Raw genomic sequence first — 22062 nt, 5'->3', positions numbered from 1 at the left:
TGATAATGCGTCGTGCTTCTTCTATTGTGCTTCTATTGCGAGTTCGGTTTCTTGATTGTATCGAGGTTACTTTATCTGGAATTGAAAAATGCCGTCCTTATAGTATTTGAGATACAACCCTTGACCTGCTGCAAGGGGTTGGATAAAGGAGGTTTCCTGTTCGTTTAACCCGTAGAGAGTTACGCTGAAACCTGATTTTATGTGGATCACGCATTCCCGTTGCTCGAAGAAAAGCAGCAGGGAATTACCGCCGTTTATTTCTGTGATTGTGCGTTGAATTTTGCTGTAGACATCACGAGGTTCAACTTCTCTTTCCTGCGTTCCGACGATGAAAGTGGTGTTTTCTTGGTCGGGGATAATTGTGTGTTCTGGGAGCCATTGGTACAGCACATTCATGCAGATGAAAGCGATTTTGTTGGCAAATTCTTGTATGTATTGTTCTTCCCAGAACTCCTCCAAAGCCAGGAAGGAGGCTGCGGGCGGATGAAACGGGATGTAGTCGATGATGTGATAGTCAGAGGAGTCTAGTAGCTGCTCAATAGTGTCTATGTGCTGATTGGAGAGTGCGGGCGTTCTGGGTTAGCTAATTGGTCTAGATAGTGCTTCATATGTCACTGATTCTTAGATTAGTGAGGTTTGCAGACACAACGTAACACCTTACTTCGCAGCGTTAGTCAAAGGTTGTTCGATCTTATCCAGCAGATAATCTAAGCTCAGAACGGTTTGCCATCCAAAGGCTTTCTCCAAGTCCCCTTCCAAGTAAACACTATGCCCCTGCTCGACAGCTGGAAGCTTGCTCACAATCGGATCCTTGGTCACAGATTCCTTACTCTGCTTCGGAGAATAGGAAAGCTGATCCCAGATCAACACATCAGAATTAACCTGGTCAACGTTCTCCCTGGACACTTCACCATAGAACTTGCCCTTAGTGATCGCTGCATAAGCAGGATTGATCTTGAAACCCAGATCAGTGAAGAAACGGCTTCGAGGATCTCCCTCTGAGAAGACAGCTAAATTATCGTCATCAATAGTAGCCACGCCCAATTCCTTTTCAGCCCACTCGGGGTGACGCTGCCTAAGCTCAGTAAATTTTTCTTTGACCCGTTGGACTAGGCGCTTAGCCTCCTCAGGCTTACCCACTGCATACCCAATTTCCTCTGTGCTAACATCCCAGGGCTGCTGTAATTCCTCATACTCGCCTTTCTGCACCACGACAGGAGCAATCTCTGACAATTTCTTATATGTGTCTTTGTCGAGATCGGAATATACTGCCACAATAAGGTCTGGATTGTCTTTGGCAATAGCTTCAACATTGATCTCAGTATCCTTATCGATCCGGGGCTGCTCACCTTTAAGCTTATCTTTCGACCAGTTTCCAGCAGCCTGACCATCCGGTGTCATTCCATCCCAGTACTTCACAGATACAGGGGTGACACCCAACGCCAGGAGTGCGTCCTGGTCGGTATAGCCCAATGAGACCACTCGCTGTGGAGCTTCCTTAATTTCCGTGGAACCGTAGCGATGCTCAATAGTGACGGGAAAAGCTCCCTGTTCCGACAGGTTGGATTGGGCATTACTAGAGTTAGTTTCCTCTTTATCCGTAGAACATCCAACGACGGTTACACACAGTGCCAAAACAACAGCTGTACTGGTTAGAGCTTTCTTAATTTTCATTTTTCTCCAATCAATATAATAAGCAATTACCCACGTGAGGTATGTTCATAGACGCAAAAGTGCTTTTGTGCTGCCCAGTGGAGTTCACACTACTCCACTGAGCGCATTAGGGTCGGAAGTCTTTTAGCGGGAAGCTGGGATGATGCCTGGCTAATCCCTAAATCTTTGCGACGGGGAGCTCCCCGTCGAAGAATTCAAGGGGATTATTCTGCGGAAAATCTTTGCGGGTGATGATTTCACACACCACATCAGCAACGAGTTCACGAGAAGTGAGGGGAGAATCAGGTAGTGCCGCAGTATCCGCGTCATAGATAGTGATGCCGGTTGCGGGGGCGTCGCTGAGAGTTGAGGGGCCAAGGATGATATGCGGCAATGATGTGTTCGTGAGGCGCTGGTCCACTGCCTTTTTGGATTCTACGTAGGCATACCAGGAGCCGGTTGATTCTTCGGCGGTGTTCGTCATGGAACCGAGGTAAGAGATCATGATGTACCGAGGCACGGGGCGCCCCTCAGCAGAGAGTTTTTCCAGCGCGTCTATTGTGTTCATTGCCCCATCGCGATCCACTGCCCATGTTGCATCGACGCCACTGCGTCCACCATTGCCTGCGCCCCACACGACATCGTCGTATTGGGTGAGTAGGTCTGCCCATTCTTCTGTGGTGAGTGCGGTGATGTCGGCGAGTACAGCGTGTGCGCCGAGCGCCTCGGTATCCCCTACATAGTCTGGATTGCGGATAAGTGAGTGCACATTGATACCTGTGTCAGCCATCTTTTTCGTGGCGAGTAATCCGATTTTTCCGTGACCACCGATGTAGAGAACTTTTTTGTTGTGATTCATGCCCCGATCCTACGCTTAAGTCTGCACACACGCACGCTTGCCGACGCCTAACCTAGACCGCAGTAATCACTGGTAAGGGGTGATGCTGTCGAAATCGTCTGCTTTCGGCATGGTCTTAAGTGTGGGGGATAGTGCATGCTGTGTTCTACCAAAATTGACATAGACTAACAATAAACCCCCTCACCTGCACGAACAGTGATTGAACGAGAAACAATTACCGCAACTGCCCAAGAGTTGCCGAAACCTAATAATATGATTGGTGCTAAAAGGAGGGCATTAAACCCCAACGGTGGGTTGGCGCAGGCACTGTATTGATACTCAATGCTTTAGGCATTCCCTTTTTTCGCATACCTATGATTGCTTCTATAACGTTGTGTAGTTACCACGTATCACAACCATTTATCCCAGCAAGGATTCCTGCACATTAACCAGCTTTGTTTATGGCGTTTTACGTGCTACATCATGCCTGTAATGGTTCGTCGTGTTAGATCATCCATTGGTGGGATATGCTCACTATTCATAGAGCAACGATGAACTGTGTATGTGGATTGGCGTAGAATATCCAGCGTTTCACGTTCTGTGTTGTTGTCGATCCATTCCATCCATGATAGATAGCGGTGTAGGTTCTTGGAGGCGACACTGCTAAAACGCCTCATAAACCGTTTGGTTTTAGAGTGCAGTGCGTTGATTGGCGCAAGTTTGCCGCGGTCATCTTTAGAATGATAAGCCCTGTGGGTAGCACCAAGTTCTTCTAGCGCTGAAACATAGCCTGAACCTTTGTCCGTGATAACAGTGCAACCAGACGTAACAATGTCACCAAGGGCTAGGCGGGCGGTATTTTTAGAAATACTACTGTATCCAGCAATTTGATGGAAAATACTTCCCGTAGATGTCACGCCCATAACCACACAAACCAACAACCTTGACTGACTTTTCCCCTTCCTTAACCCGCCGCGCTTTTTAGCTTTAACACCATCAGGCACAGCTGCCCCCTTATAGTTAATAGGGAAAAACGTTTCATCGATATAAGCTAAGTTTCCCCTGTTCACCGTAACTTTTTTAGCATTTTTCTCAACCAGCTCAAGAACACGGTGCCGCATAAAGAAAGCAGTGGCAACAGCAACCCCGCAGCGTTCGGCACTACGACGAACACTTACACCGTCGATAAAACATTCAGCGAACTTCCTCCATGTCTCTAAAGACAGTTTGGAGGTTTTGAGAACTTTGTTTGTGGAGTGTCCAAAGGTGCGCTGGCACCCTTTACACAAATAGCGTTGCCCGCCCTTTGATGTGCCTTTGCGCACAACGGAATCACACTCGCAGCGTGGACATTGTGACAGAATCTCACCATACTCTGGCTCGTGAAACAACTGCTCCAGCTGTTCAATCAAGTGTTGTCGTTCTTCTGGTGTGACTGTGGAAATTATCTCTTTGACTTGGTTAATGATGTCTGTGGTTGTCATGTCTTAAATTGTAAAAACCTCCCCCGACATGAAGAACGGGGTGTTCGTTGTTATGTTCGATGTCAATTTTGGTAGAACACAGCAGATAGTGCAAGCACCCAGGATATTAAGGCGCACCCGGCGCATAGGAGCATACTGTGCCTAAAACCAATCGTCGAGAGTATTATGCCGGCTCCTGCTGATGCGAGAATGGGCATGATTCCCATGATAAATCGTGCGCCTGCGGAGCATTTTCCAATGTTATCTGGTGGGCACGCGAGCATGAGGTAGCTGCCGCTATAAGAATTACGTGCCACTGTGGGGATGACGATAAAGAAAGCGGTGATAGCGATAATAACCCAGTGTGTAGAAAAGCACACGAGGAACAGATACCAGAGTAGTTCCCATAGTGATGTAGCTGCAATAATGCTGCGTCCTGGGAGTATTCGGATGAGCTTTTCTTGTACGATACCGCCGACGATGAACCCAATGGTAAACATGGCTGTTGTGACACCGATGAGCCATCCTGGGGTGTTGAGGTAGGCTAACCAGAGTCCGATGGCTGCTAAGAGATAGAAGTTCGCCAGATTAGAAAATAATGAGACGCAGAAGTTAGTGCGTATGATGCGCCAGCGCCAAATCCATGACAGTGAATATCTGACATCGGCCCACAATGTTGTGCGTGTGGTGTCAGTGGGTTGGGTTGGGGCGAGAGAAGTGGTGATTCGTGCGCCCGCCCATAGCGGTGCGAGTCCTGATAGTGCTTGGCAGAGGAAGGGCAGTGGTGCGCAGATGTTGTAGAGCAGTCCGCCGAGTGGGAGGCCGCATAACCAGATGGTGCTGTCGCGGGTTTGGTTTCTGCCTTGGGCTTGGACAAACAGGTTTTCTGTGATGATGAATCGCAGGATGGCGTTGTTTAAGCCTCCAAAGATGCCGTTGGTGATACCGGTGCAGAAGGCAAAGAGGATCAGTGTTGGGGTGGTGAACGCGTGGGTGGCGAGCAGGAGTGTGAATAGTGACCATAGGCTCAACTGTGTGATTCCGTAGCAACGGAGTAGTTTCTTCTTGTCGAAGTGGTCGATGATCATTCCTGATGGAATGACCATGAGCATGGAGCCTAGGGAGGTGGCGGCAGCGACGAGTCCTGCTCGGGTGAGGTCGTGCGTGATGTGCAGGCTGGCTAGGGACAGCGGGATAGAGCAAAGGGCTGTGCCGAGTGCACTGATGGTGTCTGAGATGAACCAGCGCATATAGTCTGGGTGTTCTTGGCGAACGGTAGCCCAAAAACTTTGTGTAGCTTGTGTTTCTTTTTGCATGATTTCTCCAAAAGCAATGAGGGATATTTTGCGAGAACACATATCATGCAGGCGTAACAAGTCAGGGCAGGAGCGTTGCGCTTGCCCATAGCTGGAAAACCCCGCATGACCTGTGGTGGAGAAATTACTGGTGCAATAAAGTAAACATTTTCCCTCAAAGTTGTGTCGGTATTGTTCTACAATAACAAGCTGCTCTTTGCTCTGCACGCTTTTCGACGTTCAACCAGAATCACCCCACCGGCAGCAGCATTCGCCCGTCCACCATTGTCTCTACACGATCAACCCGCTCTAGTTGAGCCTGGTCATGGGACACATACAGCACGGGGATACGCCGCTGGTGGGCGATGTCCATAATTAGATCCGTTACCGCCGTGGCCGCTTGGGTATCCAGGGCTGCGGTTGGCTCATCAATCAGCAGGAGCTGAGGGTCATTCATCAGCGCCCGCGCAAGGTTCACCCGTGCTTGCTGCCCACCGGATAGTTCACTAACGCGCGCGTTTTCTTTATCCGCCAGCCCAACGTTGGCTAATAATTCCGACGCCCGACGTGAGCTGTCACGCCACCGCCGCCGACTAAGCCCGAAGGGGTGTTCTAATCGGTGCATAACCAGCAATTGTTCTTTGGCGGTCAGCGCCGGCAGGAGATTGGGTTGTTGGAATACAATGCCGATGGTGCGGCGTCGAAGAGCGGCACCAGACCGACTAGCGTGATTAGCCCGAGAATTGCGGCTAGATCGGCTACTGTAGCCAGCCTTAACATTGCGACCAACCCGGCTGCGTGCGTGCGGTGTTGCTAATTCAAGCGAACCATTGAGCACTGCACGCCCACCGGTTGGGTGTTGCAAACCAGCGGCTACCGCCAACAGGGTGGACTTTCCAGAACCAGATGGGCCGGTCAATCCAACAACCTCCCCGTCCTCAATGCGTAAACTGACATTATCTAGCAGGCGACGGGTGGTGGAACCATCCTGAATATCGAGGGTGATGTTGTGTAGATCTAGCATGATAGTGCGCTCCGTGGATTGATAGAAAGAACAGGCTTGATGGACAACGCAGCACCAACCACGCCCGCCGCAAGTAGTATCAATGCAGGTAGGACGATGGTGCGTGTGCTGAGCACAATGGGGATTGCGGCGATGAGGGAACCAACCCCCAGCGTGATCAGTGCCCCCATGCTGATCCCCACCGCGAGGACGATGAGTGCTTGACCGAGGGCGTCGAACATAATGATTGTGCGAGATGCGCCAAGGGCCGCAGTGATGGCAACGGAGCGTAAACGCTGAACCGTCCACACAGCAAAGAAAGCACCCAATACCAGTGCAGATATGAGATACAGCAGGTTAATCATCAACCCAAGGGATTGCTGCTCGCCCTTATAGGAACCCGAAGTGTTGAGAGCATCTTTACCGCTGAGCGCGCCAGGGTAGGAGCTATCCACAATTCCCACGCTGGACGCACCCGGCATAGCCGCAACCTCTTCCTCCGACGCCCAGATGACCGGTTGATGATCCAGGAACAGATCCGTGCTGCGTGCGGTGTTATCCGCATTGCTTGCGTTTCTACCGTCAGCGCCGCCCAGGTTCGTGATCGCATCTGTGCTTGCGTTTGCGCTGGTGTGTGCGTCGGACAGATATATCCCCTCCGGAGTGCGCGCCAGATATAGCACGCGACCACCCGAGCCCAGAATGTTGCTTTTATCCTCCTGACTGAGCTGGCTACTGGACAAGCTTGTGCCACGAATCACCAGCCCCTTGCCGCCGGATAGCTCCTCCTCAAGAGCAGACACAGACTGGTGCTTCAAGCCCGCCGCGAGGCTGCTCAAAAAAGTCACCATGAGAGTAATCATGAGCACGGTTGTAATAATCAGAGCTGTTCTCGCCTTTGCCGTGCGCAATTCAGCGAGCCCCTGGAATAGAAAACCTTTCATGCTGTCCCATTCTTGTGCGCACAGCACATACACACATCGGGTCTAAGGGTGTTCTTCTTTTCATACTTTTGGGTGAGGTAGCCACCATATGCCTGAGATAGGCTGGACACATCATGGTGAACAAACTGGATCGAGCATGGGTATTCCTAGGGCATGGGCTCCATTTCCTCGTAGCACTACTGGCGTTAGTGACCCTGGTGAAAGATGGTATGAGCTGGGCTCTAGCAGCTTTCTGCTTCATCTACATTGTGGGAATGTGGCTGCGTCCACGTGGGTTATGGCTCCTGCTGGTGGTGGGAGCTTGGGCGGTACTCCTTGCGAGCGCACCCACCGCAGCATTTATTGCTTTCGCACTATTCTTCTTGCTGATCCGTTTCCTCCCCATGCGCGCCGCAATCCCTGCGGTCAGTGCGGTAACCATCATCGCCATTGGAGCACTGGCGTATTCCAAAGGCTGGACAGTCGGTGGAGTGATTGGCCCGATCATGGGGGCAGTAGTAGCCATTGGCCTAGGCATTGGATTCCGAATGTTGCGCCGGGAAACAGCCGCCGCTGAACGTATGCGCCTAGCAGGGGAAATACATGACACTGTGGCACAAGGACTCGTGTCTATCCAGATGCTATTGTTCTCTGCGGAGCGTCGTTTAGCTGAGGAAACACTCACAGACCCACAGATACTGCAGGATCTACGCCTGGCCAGAAACACCGCAGAGAACAACTTAGAAGAAACACGCCGCATCATCGCAGCCCTGCAATCTCCATCTCTTGAACGTGGAGATTTACCCTTCGCACTACAACAAATAGTGGACACGACCCCTATGGGAGAAAAGCTCCAATTCGGCGTCGATGGAACAATCCGCACCATACCGCAAAAAACACAACAGGAAATCTTAAGAATCACCCAGTCCTTAGTGTCTAATGTGGTCAAACATTCTCATGCTACCGCGGCACGCGTGACCCTGACCTACCAGCCAGAAACGCTCACGGTGGACGTCGTTGATAATGGGCGTGGCATGGATGTGGTGTCAACCCAGTTCTCGCCTGTTGGACTAGCAGCCATCCAACGCAAAACACGCGCATTGGGAGGAACAATGACCATAGAATCAGAACCAGGGCACGGCTGCGGCATATCAGTGGAGATACCAACATGACCAGTATTCTCATCGTCGATGATCACCCCATGGTCCGAGCAGGGCTCGAAGCTATGCTGAGCACACACCCGCACGCAGGCATAGAAGTACACGCCAGCGTGGGAAGTGCCCGCGCCGCCGTAGAATATTGCAGTACACACCCAGTAGACGTGGTGCTCATGGATCTTCGCTTCGGTGAAACCCCCAGAGACAGCGAAGGCGACGGTGTGTGGGCAACCCGCCAACTACGCGCCCTGCCCACACCACCACAAGTACTGGTGGTAACCAACTACAGCACAGACTCCGACGTACTGGGTGCTATGAGTGCTGGAGCGGTAGGGTACCTGCTCAAAGACTGCGGACCCGAACAATTAGTAGACGGTATCCAACGCGCAGCACGTGGAGAAACTGTGATGAGTTCTGCCGTGATGGGCAAAGTCATCGGAAGGCTTGCCAACCCCTATGAAAAACTCACCGCCCGTGAACTAGACGTGCTACGGCTTGCTAGTGAGGGGAAATCCAACAAAGCCATTGCACGTGAATTGGTACTGACCGAAGCCACCATCAAGACCCACATGGGGCACGTTTTTGACAAGTTAGGGGTCAATAACAGAACAGCTGCCGTTGCCGTGGCGCGGGAACGTGGAATTATCTAGGGGTGCTGGTGTGGCAAAGAGACTGATTTAGCTGGTTATTCCTATCTTTTGCAAAAAGGAGAGTCTCTCCGTATTATCACACTTTGTGAAAAGGGGAACTTTTCCGTTTGTGTGATTGTGCAGAAAACTTACCGTATAGAAAGCACTAGGAAAATCATGTCTGAATCTCAGCAACAAGACTCTGGAAATAAAGAGGTCAATGTTGGTTTACTCATCGGCATTTTAGTATCCGCGGCTTTTGTGGTGATTCTTAATGAAACCACTTTGTCTGTTGCGTTGCCTGTTTTGATGGAAGAGTTTAATGTCACTGCGTCTGTGGCCCAGTGGCTGACCACTGCTTTCATGTTGACGATGGCCGTGGTGATCCCCATGACGGGTTTCATCATGCAGCGTTTTACCCTGCGCAGCATTTATATCGCTGCATTGGTTTCTTTTCTTATCGGTACGGCGATTGCGGTGGTTGCTCCTAATTTCGCTGTGTTGCTGGTGGCGCGTGTGGTTCAGGCGACAGGTACTGCGTTGGTGATGCCTTTGCTGATGACTACCATCATGCGCCTGGTTCCTGTTGAACGCCGTGGTTCTGTTTTCGGTTTGGTGACTGTGGTTATTGCTGCGGCACCGGCGCTTGGCCCTACTTTTTCTGGCATTGTTTTGGAGTCTTTGGGTTGGCGTTGGATTTTCGGTTTGGTGATCCCGCTGGTGCTGGTTGCTCTTGTTGTTGGTGCTGTGCAGGTGCGTAATTTTGAGGAGCCAACTCGCCCGTATCTGGATGTTGTGTCCGTGATGTTGTCCGCTGTGGGCTTTTCCGTAACGTTGTATGGAATTGCGGGTATGTCTGAGTTGCCTCATGGTGTTCCGTGGGATCGTGTTGCGTTCATGGTTATTGGTTTGGCTGTTCTTTTTGTCTTTTTCCGACGCCAACTGGTCATGGCTCACAATGAACAATCAACGGGTAAGGAGCCGTTGTTGAACCTTGCTCCGCTGTCATCCCGTGAGTATGTGCTGTCTATGGTGTTCATGCTTGTGGCTTTTTCGATGCTTTTCGGTTTTATTATTTTGATGCCGTTGTATGCGCAGAATGTGTTGGGGATGTCTCAGAAGGCTACTGGTTTGGTGAGCTTACCTGGTGGTTTGATTATGGCTGTGATGGGGCCTGTGGTGGGGCGTTTGTATGATCAGCGTGGTGCGCGTCCGTTGATTATTCCTGGTGCGATTGTGTTGTTTTTGTCTATGTTGGGTTTTGCGAATGTGTCGCGTACGCAGAGCTGGTTTGAGGGCTTGGGGGATAAGGGTGCTCTGGTTCATTTAATTATTTTGGCTATTTTGCTGAATATGAGTGTTGGTTTTATGCTCACGCCGTTGATGTCTAATGCTTTGGCTGCTGTTCCGGATCGGTTGGCCTCACACGGTCAGGCTATTCTTAACACATTCCAGCAGGTTGCTGGCGCTATTGGTACTGCAATTTTTGTTGCTGTGATGACTTACGGTTCCTCTCAGCATGCTAAGTCTTTGGGGCTTGGCGATGTGGCTGCTCCTTCTGGCGGTGGGCATGGTGCGCCGGCTGATGATGCTGGTGCGGCAGCTGGTCCTGCTGCGGAGCAGATGGCAAAGATCACCGCGGATATTGTGGGGCACGGTATTGAGGTCGCATTCTGGTTTGGTTCTGCTGTGACCCTCATCTTGGCACTAGCAATTATTGCTCTGAAAATCGAAGTTCCTTCCACTGGAAACCAGCAGGCGTCGGCTATGCATTAGGAGACGCTAAAAGGGGTGGTGTTAAATCACCACCCCTTTACTCATGCTATAGAAAGCTGATAGCGCAGCTACGGGGGATGTTATACGTTTTTGGTTGATCTCTTGTGCTTTTGGGGGCAACAATCACTATTGTCTACATAATTATTTTTGCTAAACTAACTAGCGGTGAATTATCTTTAATTCCTTCTCTGGCGGGCGGGTTCGCAGCTCCTCGCTTGGGTTGAATCACCCGCCCCTGTTCGCCAGGGGAAAGCACAAGCCGAGAGGAGCCATCATGGCTACTAAAGGTGAGGAACCACATGGTGAGAAGCCTGTTACCAGTGACAACAGAAAAGACTCCACCGCTAGCAAAGTAGAAAAAATAGAACTAGCGACTGGAGTCCTGAAGTTTGTTACTGCTCTAGTTAAGTTCTTGCAGGAACTTTTTAACTAGAGAGGCAACTCACTAACTCTAGGGAACGGCGATTCCCTAGGGTTCAACTTCAATAATAAACAACTCAATACTGCTGCGCAATGGTTTTGGCAAGATTTTGCTAGATATTTGTCTGTAAGTCTGTACCACCGATTAAACGTTTGTTATTGTGCTGGTGGTTAAGTTTTATTTCTCAGACTGTTTGCTTTCCTTGAACACACGAATTCCAAAAATAATCACAGCCAAGAGCGCTATTCCGAACACCACCGTGAGGTTGTTTATCTTTTCACCGATCTCGGCAACCCACTGTTGAATCTCAAATTGGGTGTCGGTGCTGATTATGCTCGGTAGCGTAGCGGTTGCATGAGTGAAAAAGAACAAGCAACCAACCACAATGAACATAGCGCCTGAGATCATGCTGATGGAGTTGAGCTGCATTTTACCCACAGTAATGGTTTTGCCACGTAACCATGCCAAGGAGCCGACGTCGAACCGCTGCCAGATCCAGGAAAGTACAAACAGTGGCGCGCACATTCCCAAGGCATAGCACACGAGAACGAGTGCGCCATAGAGACTATTGCCGCCTATAACAGCGGTGGTGAGCACTGCACCAAGTAATGGTCCTGCGCAAAAACCAGAGAACCCATAGACCATGCCGAGCAGAAAAGTGGTGATCCAGCTGGTACCGCGTTGCTGGGTTTTTTGTGCCAGGCTGGATAGACCGGGGAGCGTAAAACCACCGCCAAAGAATGTGATAAGTCCTAGCACGATCATTACCACACCGCCGATACTGATGAGCTGGGTTTTGTGTTGGGCAAAGAAAGCGCCGAATGTTCCTGCACCAATGCCGATAGGAATCAGCACTGTGCATAGTCCAAGGAAGAACACACAGGTTCTGGCGAGTAGTCCGGTTAATCCTTGGAACGCGTAGGCGAAAAATCCTGGTAGGAGCAGTGCTGAGCAGGGGCTGATGAGGGTTAGTACACCGCCAAGAAAAGCACTGAACATTCCAATATCAGTCACAGCTAACTCTTCACCTATTCTTACTTGTTTTTCTTTTTCTCGGTGCTTTTGTCGGTGCTCTTCTCAGCGCTCTTGCCTGTGGTTTGCTTATCTGCAGCCTGCTCAAGTTGCTGCTCAATAATCTCCATGAATGTTTCTGCTTTTTGTGCACCGCTGAGGTATTGTTCGCCAATCAAGAAGGAAGGAGTGCCGCTGACTCCGATGGCAGTAGCGTAATTCTTTGCTTCTTCGACCACTTCGTCGAAAGTGCTGTCAGTGGCTTGGGTGCGGAACTTATCCATGTCGGCTACCTTGGCGGTTTGTGCAAAACGCTCGAAGTCAGCTTGGGTGAAATTAGGGTGCCCATTGATATTCTTTGATGCAGTATAGTACGCCTTGGCGAACTCATTGAACTTGCCTTGAGCAGCTGCGGCACGCCCTGCTTTAGCAGCAGCAATGGCATTAGGACCATTGACCGGAGTGTCATTCCACTCAATGCGTACTAGCCCAGCATCGACATATGTGTCAATGATTTCTGGCAGCACTTGGTTGGCAAAGGTAGAGCAGAATGGGCACTCAAAGTCAGAGAACTCAGAAATAACTACGGGAGCATCCACAGGACCGATTGCAAAAGGATCCTCTGGGTTGCGTCGGTGGACAGCGGTAACATTTTCTGGGCTTGGTTCCCCACCAGGACCATAGATGAATGGGTCTAGGTCTTTCGGGTTGGTGCTTTGCTTTTGAGTACCGGCTTTAGGTTTCTTCCCAGCGGTTTTGCCGGTGGATTTCTTGTCGGTTTGAGCCAAGTTCTGAGCAGCTTGTGTGTCAGCTGTGGTGACACTCGCACGCCCTCCCAAGAAACCTGCAGTGCCAGCCAAGACAATCAGCGAGATAATCAGTGCCCATAGTGCTGGGGTAAGGTGCGGTTTCTGTTGTGCTTTTTCCTGAGCCATAAAGTGCTTTTTCCTTAAAAATATCCCTGAGTATATTTCTCAGCTATTTCTTATTTTTTCCTACGCAATAGATACTAACGGAAATCATGACAGCGCCGCGAGTAGGTACTGCCCATAACCAGACTTCAACAAAGGTTGTGCTAGGCGATTGACTTGCTCGGCATCAATAAAACCCGCCTCATAAGCAGCAACTTCAGGTGATCCGATAACAATTCCAGTACGTTTTTGGATGACCTCCACGTAGCTCGATGCTTCACTCATAGAATCGAAAGTTCCCGTGTCTAGCCACACATCACCACGGTGCAATCGCTTTACCTCTAGCTGCTTACGCTGCAAATACACGTCATTAACATGGGTGATCTCTAGTTCACCACGCGGCGACGGGCGAATATCACGTGCAATATCAACCACAGTATTGTCATAAAAATATAGCCCTACCACTGCATAGTGCGACTTTGGCATTGAGGGCTTTTCTTCAATAGATAATGCTCTACCGCGATCGTCAAACTCCACCACACCATAACGCTGCGGATCTGCAACCTCATAGGCAAAGACAATGCCGCCTTCTGGCTCATGGCACCCTGCGAGAGTGGCAGAAAATTGCGAGCCGTAGAAGATATTATCGCCCAGCACCAACGCCACGCTCTCGTCGCCAATGAAATGCTCACCAATCAAAAATGCCTGCGCCAAACCGTCAGGCTGAGGCTGAATAGCATAGCTGAGCGACAATCCCCATGCGGAGCCGTCGCCAAGCAAACGAATAAAATGCTGTTGATCCTGCGGGGTAGTGATAATGAGAATATCGCGGATACCAGCCTGAATAAGCGTGGTGAGCGGATAGTAGATCATGGGCTTGTCATAAATCGGCATGAGTTGCTTTGAGATGCCTTGAGTAATTGGGTGCAGCCGGGTACCAGATCCACCAGCAAGAATAATGCCTTTCACTTAGTGTTCCTCCTTAGCCACACGAGCTAATGCTTGTGCTTGTTGCATATACTGCTCAAGATAGTCCTCTAATCCCTCTTGCCAAGAGCGAGGCGTAAAACCCGTGCCGCGGATCTTACGCAGATCCAAGGCGGAATGGCTCGGTCGTGGTGCATAACCAGGCTTATCGACGCAATACCGAGCAGTGCTAATTGGCTGCACAGTTCCATCGCAGCCCCCAGTTTTCTGACTCACCGCAGCAAAGGTACGCTGCGCTAACTCATACCATGTGGTGATCTCGCCAGAGTTGCTCAGGTTATACACTCCATAAGGTGCCTTTGAGCGCAATAGGTGTGCAATCCCCGCAGCTAAATCGTGGGTAAAAGTCGGACGACCATACTGATCATCGACCACGTGCACTGTTTTTCCAGCCAGCGCCAACTCTGCCATCGTGCTCACAAAGTTTTTCGCATTACCCACCACCCAACTCGTGCGCACAATATAATGCTTCGGGCATAAACTCGCAGCTAAATCGCCTGCCGCCTTGGACTGACCATATACATTGAGCGGGCTGGGCAGTTCTTCCTCATCATGGCTTTCGACGCTACCGTCAAAGACATAATCGCTAGAGATATGCACCAAGGTAATGCGATAGTGCCGCGCAATTTCGCTGAGTGTCGCAACGGCATGGGCATTGCTCTGCCACGCCTGTGCCACTTCCTGCTGTGCCGCATCGACATTGGTATAAGCAGCTGCATTGATAATGGTGTGGTACTGACTCCAAGGCCAATCCACCTCTGCTGCATGGCTGATGTCCAATTCTTCTCGGTTGAGATATTCCGCCTGCGGCAGTACGTCCTTGAGCGCGCTACCAAGTTGTCCACCTGCCCCTAATACCAGGATCTTTTGTTCTGGCACTGGTTGGGCGTCGGCAAGCAAAGGATGATGACGATCTTTTTCGGAAAGTTCTGCCTGCTCAAGAGGGATGGGAAAGTCGATGCCCAAAGCGGGGTCAGCGATATTGACAAAGGCATAAGAGGCCTCGGGGGACCAATGCTCATTAACCAAGTATGTGTACGTAGTAGGTTCTAGAGCCTGGAATCCATTGGCGACCCCACGCGGTACAAAAACGCTCTTATCTGGGGTGATGATGGTGCTATAGACTTGTTTATACGTAGGCGAGTGGGGGCGTAAATCGCACCACACACCAAAGACTTTCCCCGAAGCAACGGAAATGTATTTATCCCACGGCTCGGCGTGCAACCCACGGGTTACTCCTGCCTGGGCGTTATAGGAGATGTTATTTTGCACCGGAGAAAAATCGGGTAATCCCAGTTTGAGTTGCTTTTCGCGTTGCCAATTTTCCTTAAACCAGCCTCGGTGATCCCCATGCACACTGAGCTGGAAAATCATTAAGCCGTCGATCTCGGACACATAGTGCGCGCCCAAAGGTGCAGAAAACACCATAGGTGTATCCCCTGAGATGGTCATTTCTTGCTCCTAGTGATCCTAGTGTCCTTGCGCGCTATAACGCTGCTCTACTTTTTCCTTATGTGCTCGCCACCATGACTCGTGCTCCCGGTACCATGCGATAGTATCTGCCAAGCCCAGGCGCATTCCATGTTCTACATCGGTAAAGCGTGGCTGCCACCCTAATTCCTGGCGTATTTTCGTCGAATCCATTGCATAACGTTGGTCGTGGCCTGGGCGATCAGCAACATGTTCAACATAATCTGGGTCTTTGCCCATCAACTCGCAAATCAGTGCAATGACCTGCTTATTATTGATGTGATCATTATCAGCACCAATCACATAACTCTGCCCAAGCTGTCCGCGTTGGATAATGAGATTAACCGCGTCATTATGATCATCCACATGAATCCAGTCGCGCACTTGCTCACCCGTGCCATAGAGCTTGGGTCTGAACCCGGCGAGGATATTAGTGATTTGGCGAGGAATAAACTTCTCAATATGCTGGTAGGGGCCATAATTATTGGAGCACAGCGAAATTGTGGCAGCAACTCCAAAAGAACGCACCCATGCTCGCACCAAATGGTCACTACCGGCTTTAGTTGCTGAGTAAGGTGAAGAAGGTCGGTATGGGGTGCGCTCATGAAACCTAGCCGGATCGTCGAGAGCTAAATCACCAAATACTTCATCAGTGGAAATATGATGAAAGCGCTTATCATACTTACGCACTGCCTCAAGCAGCGTATATGTGCCCATGATATTGCTGTGCACAAAAGGAAGAGGATTGGCCAACGAGTTGTCATTATGCGATTCTGCCGCAAAATGCACCACCACATCTACGCGCGAAACTAAGCGATCTATCAGATCCACATCACAAATATCGCCCTCGACGAACTCAATACCTAGACCCGCCAGATTCTCTGGATTAGCTGCATACGTGAGCTTATCGACGACCACCACATCATAATCCGGGTGCTGGGCAAGGGTGCGTCGCACATAATTTGAGCCAATAAACCCAGCGCCACCAGTGACAAGTATTCTCAGCGACATGATTATCGTCCATCCGCAATAGGGAAAGCTGGCAACGGTTTTTCCTTGACCCACTTATGCCATAAAGTTTCTAGCTCCTCTACCGAAGCACCCGACTCTTGACAGGCTTTGCGTGACTCAAGCAGAAGATCCATAGGCTCTACCACACCATGCTGACCAGCGTGAACATAGCGCTTAATCATGGCGAAAAAGGCATCGTCGCCAAGCAGAATGCGCAAGGCATGAATAGTGATAGCGCCACGCTTATAAATACGATCATCGAACATATCGCGCGCGCCTGGACTAGCTAACAAAATATCCTGTGGTTTTTTAACCAATTGCTCATAATGCTCGAGGGCGGATAGGGCAGCAGGTTTTCCTGCGGAGTGCTCAAACCACAGCCATTCGCAATAGCAGGCAAAACCCTCGTTGAGCCAAATATCTTCCCATTGAGCAAGCCCGAGCGAGTTGCCAAACCACTGGTGCGATAGTTCATGCGCGATAAGACGCTCCCACTGCTTATCCCCTTTTGCGTGGTTGGCGCCAAAGATGGAGATACCTTGAGCTTCAAGTGGGATCTCTAGGTCGTCTTCGGTGATGACCACGCTATAACTATCAAAGGGATAAGAGCCAAAAAGCTCGGTATAGAGTTCGCACATGGCGATTTGGTCGGCAAAGTCCGCAGCAAAACCCTTGTGTAGGCGTGCGGGAACATAAGCAATGACAGGGACACCATGTTTGGTGGCGCCGAGCGCATACTTTTTGTAGTCGCCAATTTGGATAGTCGCGAGATAAGTGGCCATTGGTTGTGGGCAAGAATAATGCCACGTGGAACGAGAACCTTTGACTGTTTTACGCACAAGTTGCCCATTAGCAACCACGGTATATGGACTGTCAGCAGTGACTGTGATGTCATAGGTGGCTTTTTCGTCAGGCGTATCGTCGCAAGGGAACCAACTGTGTGCGCCACAAGGCTGACTGGTGACCAAGGAACCATTGGTGAGTTCTTCCCACCCAATCAAACCCCAGGGACTGCGCACTGGTCGAGGGTTGCCTTGGTATTTTATTTTGAGCTTAAACTCCTGGTCTACTGGTATTTCTTCAGTAAATCGAATATGCAATTTAGCTTGAGTATGCCGGAACCTGGCTACTGTGATGTTGGTGCCGCCAGTGCCCTGAGCACTGACTTCGGTAACTTTTAACCCATGAGATAGGTCAAGACTCAGTGACGCTAAGGGTAAGTAATTATCCAGCGACAATACTGCCTGCGCCTTGAGGAAATTAGGCGCCACACGATAATCCAACTCAAGCTGATAGTGCCGAATATGATAACCCAAATTAAAATCAATGCCGGTGTAGGCATCCTTAATTCCTGGGATAGGGGTTTTGCGTAGCCGTAGACTTTTCATCAGTTTTCTAATACTACCAGCTTATTTTTGCTTTTCGACGCCAGGGGCAAGCAACAGCGAGTACAAAAACTAATTCTCTAGGGCTTGCTTGAGCACTGGCCAAGAATCGCGCAGGTCAGCACTCCAATAATTCCAAGAGTGAATACCAGTAGGGCGGAAATTGGCAGTGACCGGGATGGCTAATTCATCAAGTTTTGCTTTGAGAATGTGCGTGCATACATTGCTTGCTGCTTCAATGCCACCACCAGCAATCCATAGGGGAGTGCGTTCTAGAGCACCTTCGAGGAAATTCTCTTGTGGACCAGGTAACTCTGCCTGCCCGATGATACCGGATGAACTAGAAACATATAGTGCTGTTCCTCGTAATTTTTCCGCATTAATCAGTGCATCATTGTGCTTCCATATCTCACTATTTGCCGCACCCCACATTTGCTCAGGAGTGGCATGTGCTTGGTCGAGGGTGATCCCAATGAGTTGATGTGCTACAGGACTAGCGCTTGCTGCACAACCAGAAAAGGCGGCACTAGCGGCATAGAAACCGGGATTATGCTCTGCCAATAGCAAGGAAGACAAAGCAGACATCGACATACCAACGACGGCACGTTTGTCATTTGCTAATAATTCTTTTTCAATGGCACCTGGTAGTTCCTTGGTGAGAAAAGTCTCCCAACGCTGCTTGCCCCCTAGCTGAGGCACTTCTTGTAGCCAGTCGGTGTAGTAGGAGTATTTTCCTGCCATGGGGATAACTACATTAACGTTTTTGTCTCGATAGAAGTCTATGACATCTGTCTGCGCAATCCAGTTGGCATTGCCTTCGCCGCCATCAGCACCATTGAGCAGATAAATAGTGGGGCGATGAGGTTGAGCTGCCTTAATAACCACGAGTGGTATCTGACGACCATTCATTGCCGGCGATGATGCCACCATTTCTACTACCCGATCACCATCTAGCTTATTGCGCCATTGTGGAGTCGGCTCAGAGACTGTGACCTGCGTAATTGTTGCCAATGCGTTGGTTGGCGTTGATTCTTGCTCTTGGGTGTGTGCTGCACAGAATGTTGAGGGAATCAATGCTACAAGTGCAGCGCTGAGCGCATACGAGGTGTTTCTGAAAAATCGGGTGAGTATCATTGTGATTTTCATCTTTCCTGAAACGCAAGGAATCTCTACTGGTTGCTATAGACGCTATAGACATAGTCGGCTGACAGTGCCCATGCGTTACGCCACTGCTGTGAGTGGATGGGTAGCATACGTGTGCAAGTGACGTTAAAAATCTAGCATGATTATTTTCTCTTGACTATAAGCAAATCTGCTGCACATGCAATACGTATGTTGCGTGTGTGTCTCATGTTTCTTTATGTTCTGCAGATATTCTAGATATTCTGTGAGCTTTGCCCCCGAAAGGGCTTAGTAGAGTCACTATGAGACGAGAAAAATACCCTTATGGACTCCCGGGCGAGACAATATCATTGCTTTTCCGTATCCTAGTAAGGGTGACTGAACATTATGATGTAGTAGTGCTGGGTGCAGGCCCTGGTGGTTATGTTTCGGCTATTCGTGCGGCTCAGCTTGGAAAGAAAGTAGCTGTCGTCGAGAAGCAGTATTGGGGTGGCGTATGCCTTAACGTCGGGTGTATTCCTTCTAAGGCGTTATTAAAGAATGCGGAAGTAGCTCATATTTTTAATCATGAGGCAAAAACTTTCGGTATTTCTGGCGACGTAACCTTTGATTTTGGTGTGGCACATGCACGTTCCCGCAAGGTTTCTGAGGGAATTGTTAAAGGTGTCCATTATTTGATGAAGAAGAATGGTATTACCGAGATTGATGGCTTCGGCGTGTTCCAGGATGCGCATACTCTCGAAATTTCTGAGGGTAAAGATGCTGGTAAAACTATTACTTTCGATAATTGTATTATCGCTACTGGTTCGGTAGTTCGTTCTTTGCCAGGTATTAAAATTGGTGGCAATATCCTGTCTTTCGAGGAGCAGATTCTTAAGTCGGAAGCTCCAGAGTCTATGGTTATCGTCGGTGCGGGTGCCATTGGTATGGAATTTGCCTATGTTCTTGCTAACTATGGCGTTAAGGTAACCATTGTAGAGTTCATGGATCGTGTGTTGCCTAATGAGGATAAAGACGTATCCAAGGAAATTGCAAAGCAATACAAGAAACTGGGCGTTACGCTACTTACCGGACATAAAACCACAGCTATTCGTGATAATGGCTCCTCCGTCGAGGTGGATGTGGAGTCCAAGGACGGTTCTAAATCCGATACGCTCAAAGCGGATCGCGTTATGGTTTCTATTGGTTTTGCGCCACGCGTTGAGGGCTATGGTCTAGAAAACACTGGTGTAGAACTGACTGAACGTGGTGCTATTGCTATCGACGATCGTATGCGCACTAATGTGCCACATATTTATGCAATTGGTGACGTCACCGCTAAATTGCAGTTGGCACACGTTGCAGAGGCTCAGGGAGTTGTGGCGGCAGAAACTATCGCTGGTGCTGAGACTCAAGAGCTGGGCGATTATATGATGATGCCGCGTGCAACATTCTGTAATCCACAGGTCGCCTCCTTTGGGTATACCGAGGATGCAGCGAAAGAGAAATTCGCTGATCGTGAAATCAAAGTGGCAACATTCCCATTTTCAGCTAATGGTAAAGCGCAAGGTCTTGCTGAGTCGGCTGGTTTCGTGAAAATCATTGCTGATGCCGAGTTTGGTGAATTACTTGGTGCTCATATGGTCGGTGCTAATGTTTCTGAACTTTTGCCGGAACTTACTCTTGCGCAGCGCTTTGACCTTACTGCTGAGGAAATTGGGCGCAATGTTCATACACACCCAACTCTTTCTGAGGCAATGAAAGAAGCTGCAGAGGGAATTATGGGGCACATGATTAACCTCTAGTAGGGGGGCTTGGAACCACGAGGTTCCTACTGCTTATTCCTGTCTACCCTTGATGTAATACATCAAGGGTGGACAGGTCTTTTTTGCTTAATTTAGGTGAGCACACGACGGTGATGGTGGCGGCAATAGTATTGCCAGTATCGACGTGAGTTGTGAGAGATGCAAAGCTGAGTCGTATAGATATTTTGATTGATTCCAAAAGGGTGTAATCTATGTGACTTCTTCATTGGGTATGGATTCGCGTGGGTGCCACGCGTGTCACCTTACGCTTTGTGAAAATGAGCAGTTAAACGGGGGTATGCCCCTTTTTGTATAACCTTTCTTAAAGTTAAGGCTTGCCTAATATTGTGCCTATGACAAGGATTTTTAGCGCCCAATGTGATTTATGCAACAACCTGTTGGGTGGTTTATCAGAGGTCTTAGCTTATAAAGTTAATCCGACACTGGAGGTGCCATGACTGTAAACAATATCGACCGTGATGCTATCGCCCACGGAAAAATAACTGAGAAACCACTTCGTGACCGAGTGGGAATTCCTACTTGGGTTCTGAAGCTAACTATGGCCATCACTGGCCTCATTTTTGCTGGGTTCGTTGTCTTCCACATGGTAGGAAACCTAAAAGTATTCCTCCCACAATATGAAGACGGCAGCCGACCTATTGATGAATATGGACACTGGTTGCAAGAAGACATACTGTACCCATTATTGCCACACGGCGTCATGCTATGGGTTACCCGTATCGTCTTGTTAGCTGCAATCATCTTCCACATCTATGGCGCAGCAGAACTAACAAAGCGCTCTCGCCAATCTCGTGGAAAGTTCCGCCGTACTAACCTTGTTGGTGGTTTTAACTCTTTCACCACGTCGACAATGTTGCTTACCGGTATCATCCTGCTTGCTTTCATTATCTTCCACATCCTTGACCTCACCGTTGGTGTTGCGCCAGCAGCATCAAGCAGCTTTGAGCATGGTGAAGTTTATGCCAATATGATTGCAAGTTTTAGCCGTTGGCCAGTAACCATTTTCTACATCATTGCTATGGTTGTGCTGTTCCTACACCTCAGCCACGGAATCTTCCTTGCGGTATCTGACCTAGGTATCACTGGTAAACGCACTCGTGCTTTCCTGCTTGCACTGTCCTATCTCGTGCCAGCAATTGTCATGATTGGCAATATCGCGATTCCGTTATCCATCGCTTTAGGTTTGGTTCAATAAGGGTCAA

The 22062-nt window shown here is 49.5% G+C and carries 20 protein-coding genes; 7 read left to right on the top strand and 13 right to left on the bottom strand.

Going from position 1 to position 22062, the window contains the following annotated elements:
• Positions 1–201: 201 nt before the first annotated feature.
• Entirely contained in the window at positions 202–528 is a 327-nt protein-coding gene (locus tag FQV43_RS09160) for a hypothetical protein (protein WP_146340134.1), read from the top strand.
• Between the two features lie 129 nt (positions 529–657).
• Here FQV43_RS09160 and FQV43_RS09155 read toward each other — a convergent pair whose 3' ends face one another.
• From FQV43_RS09155 to FQV43_RS09130, 6 genes are all read right to left on the bottom strand, one after another.
• Entirely contained in the window at positions 658–1674 is a 1017-nt protein-coding gene (locus tag FQV43_RS09155) for an iron-siderophore ABC transporter substrate-binding protein (protein WP_146340132.1), read from the bottom strand.
• A 157-nt stretch (positions 1675–1831) separates the two neighbouring features.
• Complete coding sequence (locus FQV43_RS09150; protein WP_146340130.1) at positions 1832–2512, bottom strand: NAD(P)H-binding protein; 681 nt, start codon at positions 2510–2512, stop codon at positions 1832–1834.
• Positions 2513–2967: 455 nt separating this feature from the next.
• Complete coding sequence (locus FQV43_RS09145) at positions 2968–3975, bottom strand: IS1595 family transposase (protein ID WP_146339836.1); 1008 nt, start codon at positions 3973–3975, stop codon at positions 2968–2970.
• Positions 3976–4037: 62 nt separating this feature from the next.
• Positions 4038–5270, bottom strand: a complete 1233-nt coding sequence (locus tag FQV43_RS09140; protein WP_146340524.1) for an MFS transporter — start codon at positions 5268–5270, stop codon at positions 4038–4040.
• 229 nt (positions 5271–5499) lie between these two features.
• Complete coding sequence (locus FQV43_RS09135; RefSeq protein WP_146340128.1) at positions 5500–6273, bottom strand: ABC transporter ATP-binding protein; 774 nt, start codon at positions 6271–6273, stop codon at positions 5500–5502.
• On the bottom strand, positions 6267–7196 hold the full coding sequence (locus tag FQV43_RS09130) for an FtsX-like permease family protein (protein WP_146340126.1): 930 nt from the start codon (positions 7194–7196) through the stop codon (positions 6267–6269). The genes FQV43_RS09135 and FQV43_RS09130 overlap by 7 nt, the downstream gene beginning before the upstream one ends.
• Before the next feature lie 113 nt (positions 7197–7309).
• Between FQV43_RS09130 and FQV43_RS09125 the strand changes: the two genes are divergently transcribed.
• The 4 genes from FQV43_RS09125 (at position 7310) to FQV43_RS10145 (ending at position 11170) form a co-directional block, all read left to right on the top strand.
• On the top strand, positions 7310–8347 hold the full coding sequence (locus FQV43_RS09125; RefSeq protein WP_146340124.1) for a sensor histidine kinase: 1038 nt from the start codon (positions 7310–7312) through the stop codon (positions 8345–8347).
• Positions 8344–8982: a response regulator transcription factor gene (locus FQV43_RS09120; protein ID WP_146340122.1), complete on the top strand. Its 639-nt coding sequence runs from the start codon at positions 8344–8346 to the stop codon at positions 8980–8982. Before FQV43_RS09125 ends, FQV43_RS09120 begins: the two co-directional genes overlap by 4 nt.
• Positions 8983–9138: 156 nt before the next feature.
• Positions 9139–10737 (top strand): DHA2 family efflux MFS transporter permease subunit, encoded by a 1599-nt coding sequence (locus FQV43_RS09115; protein ID WP_210415242.1) that lies wholly within the window; start codon positions 9139–9141, stop codon positions 10735–10737.
• A 274-nt stretch (positions 10738–11011) separates the two neighbouring features.
• Entirely contained in the window at positions 11012–11170 is a 159-nt protein-coding gene (locus tag FQV43_RS10145; RefSeq protein ID WP_168195085.1) for a hypothetical protein, read from the top strand.
• A 165-nt stretch (positions 11171–11335) separates the two neighbouring features.
• On the opposite strand, the gene FQV43_RS09110 is transcribed toward FQV43_RS10145, so the two are convergent.
• The 7 genes from FQV43_RS09110 to FQV43_RS09080 form a co-directional block, all read right to left on the bottom strand.
• Positions 11336–12172 (bottom strand): cytochrome c biogenesis CcdA family protein, encoded by an 837-nt coding sequence (locus tag FQV43_RS09110; RefSeq protein ID WP_146340120.1) that lies wholly within the window; start codon positions 12170–12172, stop codon positions 11336–11338.
• 20 nt (positions 12173–12192) lie between these two features.
• Entirely contained in the window at positions 12193–13104 is a 912-nt protein-coding gene (locus tag FQV43_RS09105; protein ID WP_146340118.1) for a thioredoxin domain-containing protein, read from the bottom strand.
• 84 nt (positions 13105–13188) lie between these two features.
• Positions 13189–14049: a glucose-1-phosphate thymidylyltransferase RfbA gene (rfbA, locus tag FQV43_RS09100; protein WP_146340116.1), complete on the bottom strand. Its 861-nt coding sequence runs from the start codon at positions 14047–14049 to the stop codon at positions 13189–13191.
• Positions 14050–15495, bottom strand: a complete 1446-nt coding sequence (rfbD, locus tag FQV43_RS09095; RefSeq protein WP_246847012.1) for a dTDP-4-dehydrorhamnose reductase — start codon at positions 15493–15495, stop codon at positions 14050–14052.
• A gap of 42 nt (positions 15496–15537) precedes the next feature.
• The gene (gene rfbB / locus FQV43_RS09090) at positions 15538–16548 is read right to left on the bottom strand and encodes a dTDP-glucose 4,6-dehydratase (RefSeq protein WP_146340114.1); all 1011 of its coding nucleotides are present in this window, start codon (positions 16546–16548) and stop codon (positions 15538–15540) included.
• A gap of 2 nt (positions 16549–16550) precedes the next feature.
• Positions 16551–17936, bottom strand: coding sequence for a M1 family metallopeptidase (locus FQV43_RS09085; protein ID WP_146340112.1), 1386 nt, complete (start codon positions 17934–17936; stop codon positions 16551–16553).
• A 69-nt stretch (positions 17937–18005) separates the two neighbouring features.
• Positions 18006–19079 carry an alpha/beta hydrolase family protein gene (locus tag FQV43_RS09080; protein ID WP_146340110.1) on the bottom strand — a complete coding sequence of 358 codons (1074 nt, stop codon included), beginning with the start codon at positions 19077–19079 and terminating at the stop codon, positions 18006–18008.
• Between the two features lie 350 nt (positions 19080–19429).
• Here FQV43_RS09080 and lpdA point away from each other — a divergent pair, with 350 nt between their 5' ends.
• Together lpdA and FQV43_RS09070 are read left to right on the top strand one after the other, a co-directional pair.
• Positions 19430–20839, top strand: coding sequence for a dihydrolipoyl dehydrogenase (lpdA, locus tag FQV43_RS09075; RefSeq protein ID WP_144275212.1), 1410 nt, complete (start codon positions 19430–19432; stop codon positions 20837–20839).
• Between the two features lie 454 nt (positions 20840–21293).
• Positions 21294–22055 (top strand): succinate dehydrogenase cytochrome b subunit, encoded by a 762-nt coding sequence (locus tag FQV43_RS09070; RefSeq protein ID WP_146340108.1) that lies wholly within the window; start codon positions 21294–21296, stop codon positions 22053–22055.
• Positions 22056–22062 lie beyond the last annotated feature (7 nt).

The organism is Corynebacterium sp. sy039, from assembly GCF_007904105.1.
GTDB lineage: Bacteria > Actinomycetota > Actinomycetes > Mycobacteriales > Mycobacteriaceae > Corynebacterium.
Note: the sequence above shows the minus strand (reverse complement) of the source record. Positions and strands in the feature narration are given on the sequence as shown.

Coding starts and splice junctions, on each gene's coding strand:
- FQV43_RS09155 (WP_146340132.1), bottom strand. CDS start 1,674: ATGAAAATTAAGAAAGCTCTAACCAGTACAGCTGTTGTTTTGGCACTG.
- FQV43_RS09150 (WP_146340130.1), bottom strand. CDS start 2,512: ATGAATCACAACAAAAAAGTTCTCTACATCGGTGGTCACGGAAAAATC.
- FQV43_RS09145 (WP_146339836.1), bottom strand. CDS start 3,975: ATGACAACCACAGACATCATTAACCAAGTCAAAGAGATAATTTCCACA.
- FQV43_RS09140 (WP_146340524.1), bottom strand. CDS start 5,270: ATGCAAAAAGAAACACAAGCTACACAAAGTTTTTGGGCTACCGTTCGC.
- FQV43_RS09135 (WP_146340128.1), bottom strand. CDS start 6,273: ATGCTAGATCTACACAACATCACCCTCGATATTCAGGATGGTTCCACC.
- FQV43_RS09130 (WP_146340126.1), bottom strand. CDS start 7,196: ATGAAAGGTTTTCTATTCCAGGGGCTCGCTGAATTGCGCACGGCAAAG.
- FQV43_RS09125 (WP_146340124.1), top strand. CDS start 7,310: ATGGTGAACAAACTGGATCGAGCATGGGTATTCCTAGGGCATGGGCTC.
- FQV43_RS09120 (WP_146340122.1), top strand. CDS start 8,344: ATGACCAGTATTCTCATCGTCGATGATCACCCCATGGTCCGAGCAGGG.
- FQV43_RS09115 (WP_210415242.1), top strand. CDS start 9,139: ATGTCTGAATCTCAGCAACAAGACTCTGGAAATAAAGAGGTCAATGTT.
- FQV43_RS10145 (WP_168195085.1), top strand. CDS start 11,012: ATGGCTACTAAAGGTGAGGAACCACATGGTGAGAAGCCTGTTACCAGT.
- FQV43_RS09105 (WP_146340118.1), bottom strand. CDS start 13,104: ATGGCTCAGGAAAAAGCACAACAGAAACCGCACCTTACCCCAGCACTA.
- rfbD (WP_246847012.1), bottom strand. CDS start 15,495: ATGGTGTTTTCTGCACCTTTGGGCGCGCACTATGTGTCCGAGATCGAC.
- rfbB (WP_146340114.1), bottom strand. CDS start 16,548: ATGTCGCTGAGAATACTTGTCACTGGTGGCGCTGGGTTTATTGGCTCA.
- FQV43_RS09085 (WP_146340112.1), bottom strand. CDS start 17,936: ATGAAAAGTCTACGGCTACGCAAAACCCCTATCCCAGGAATTAAGGAT.
- FQV43_RS09080 (WP_146340110.1), bottom strand. CDS start 19,079: ATGAAAATCACAATGATACTCACCCGATTTTTCAGAAACACCTCGTAT.
- FQV43_RS09070 (WP_146340108.1), top strand. CDS start 21,294: ATGACTGTAAACAATATCGACCGTGATGCTATCGCCCACGGAAAAATA.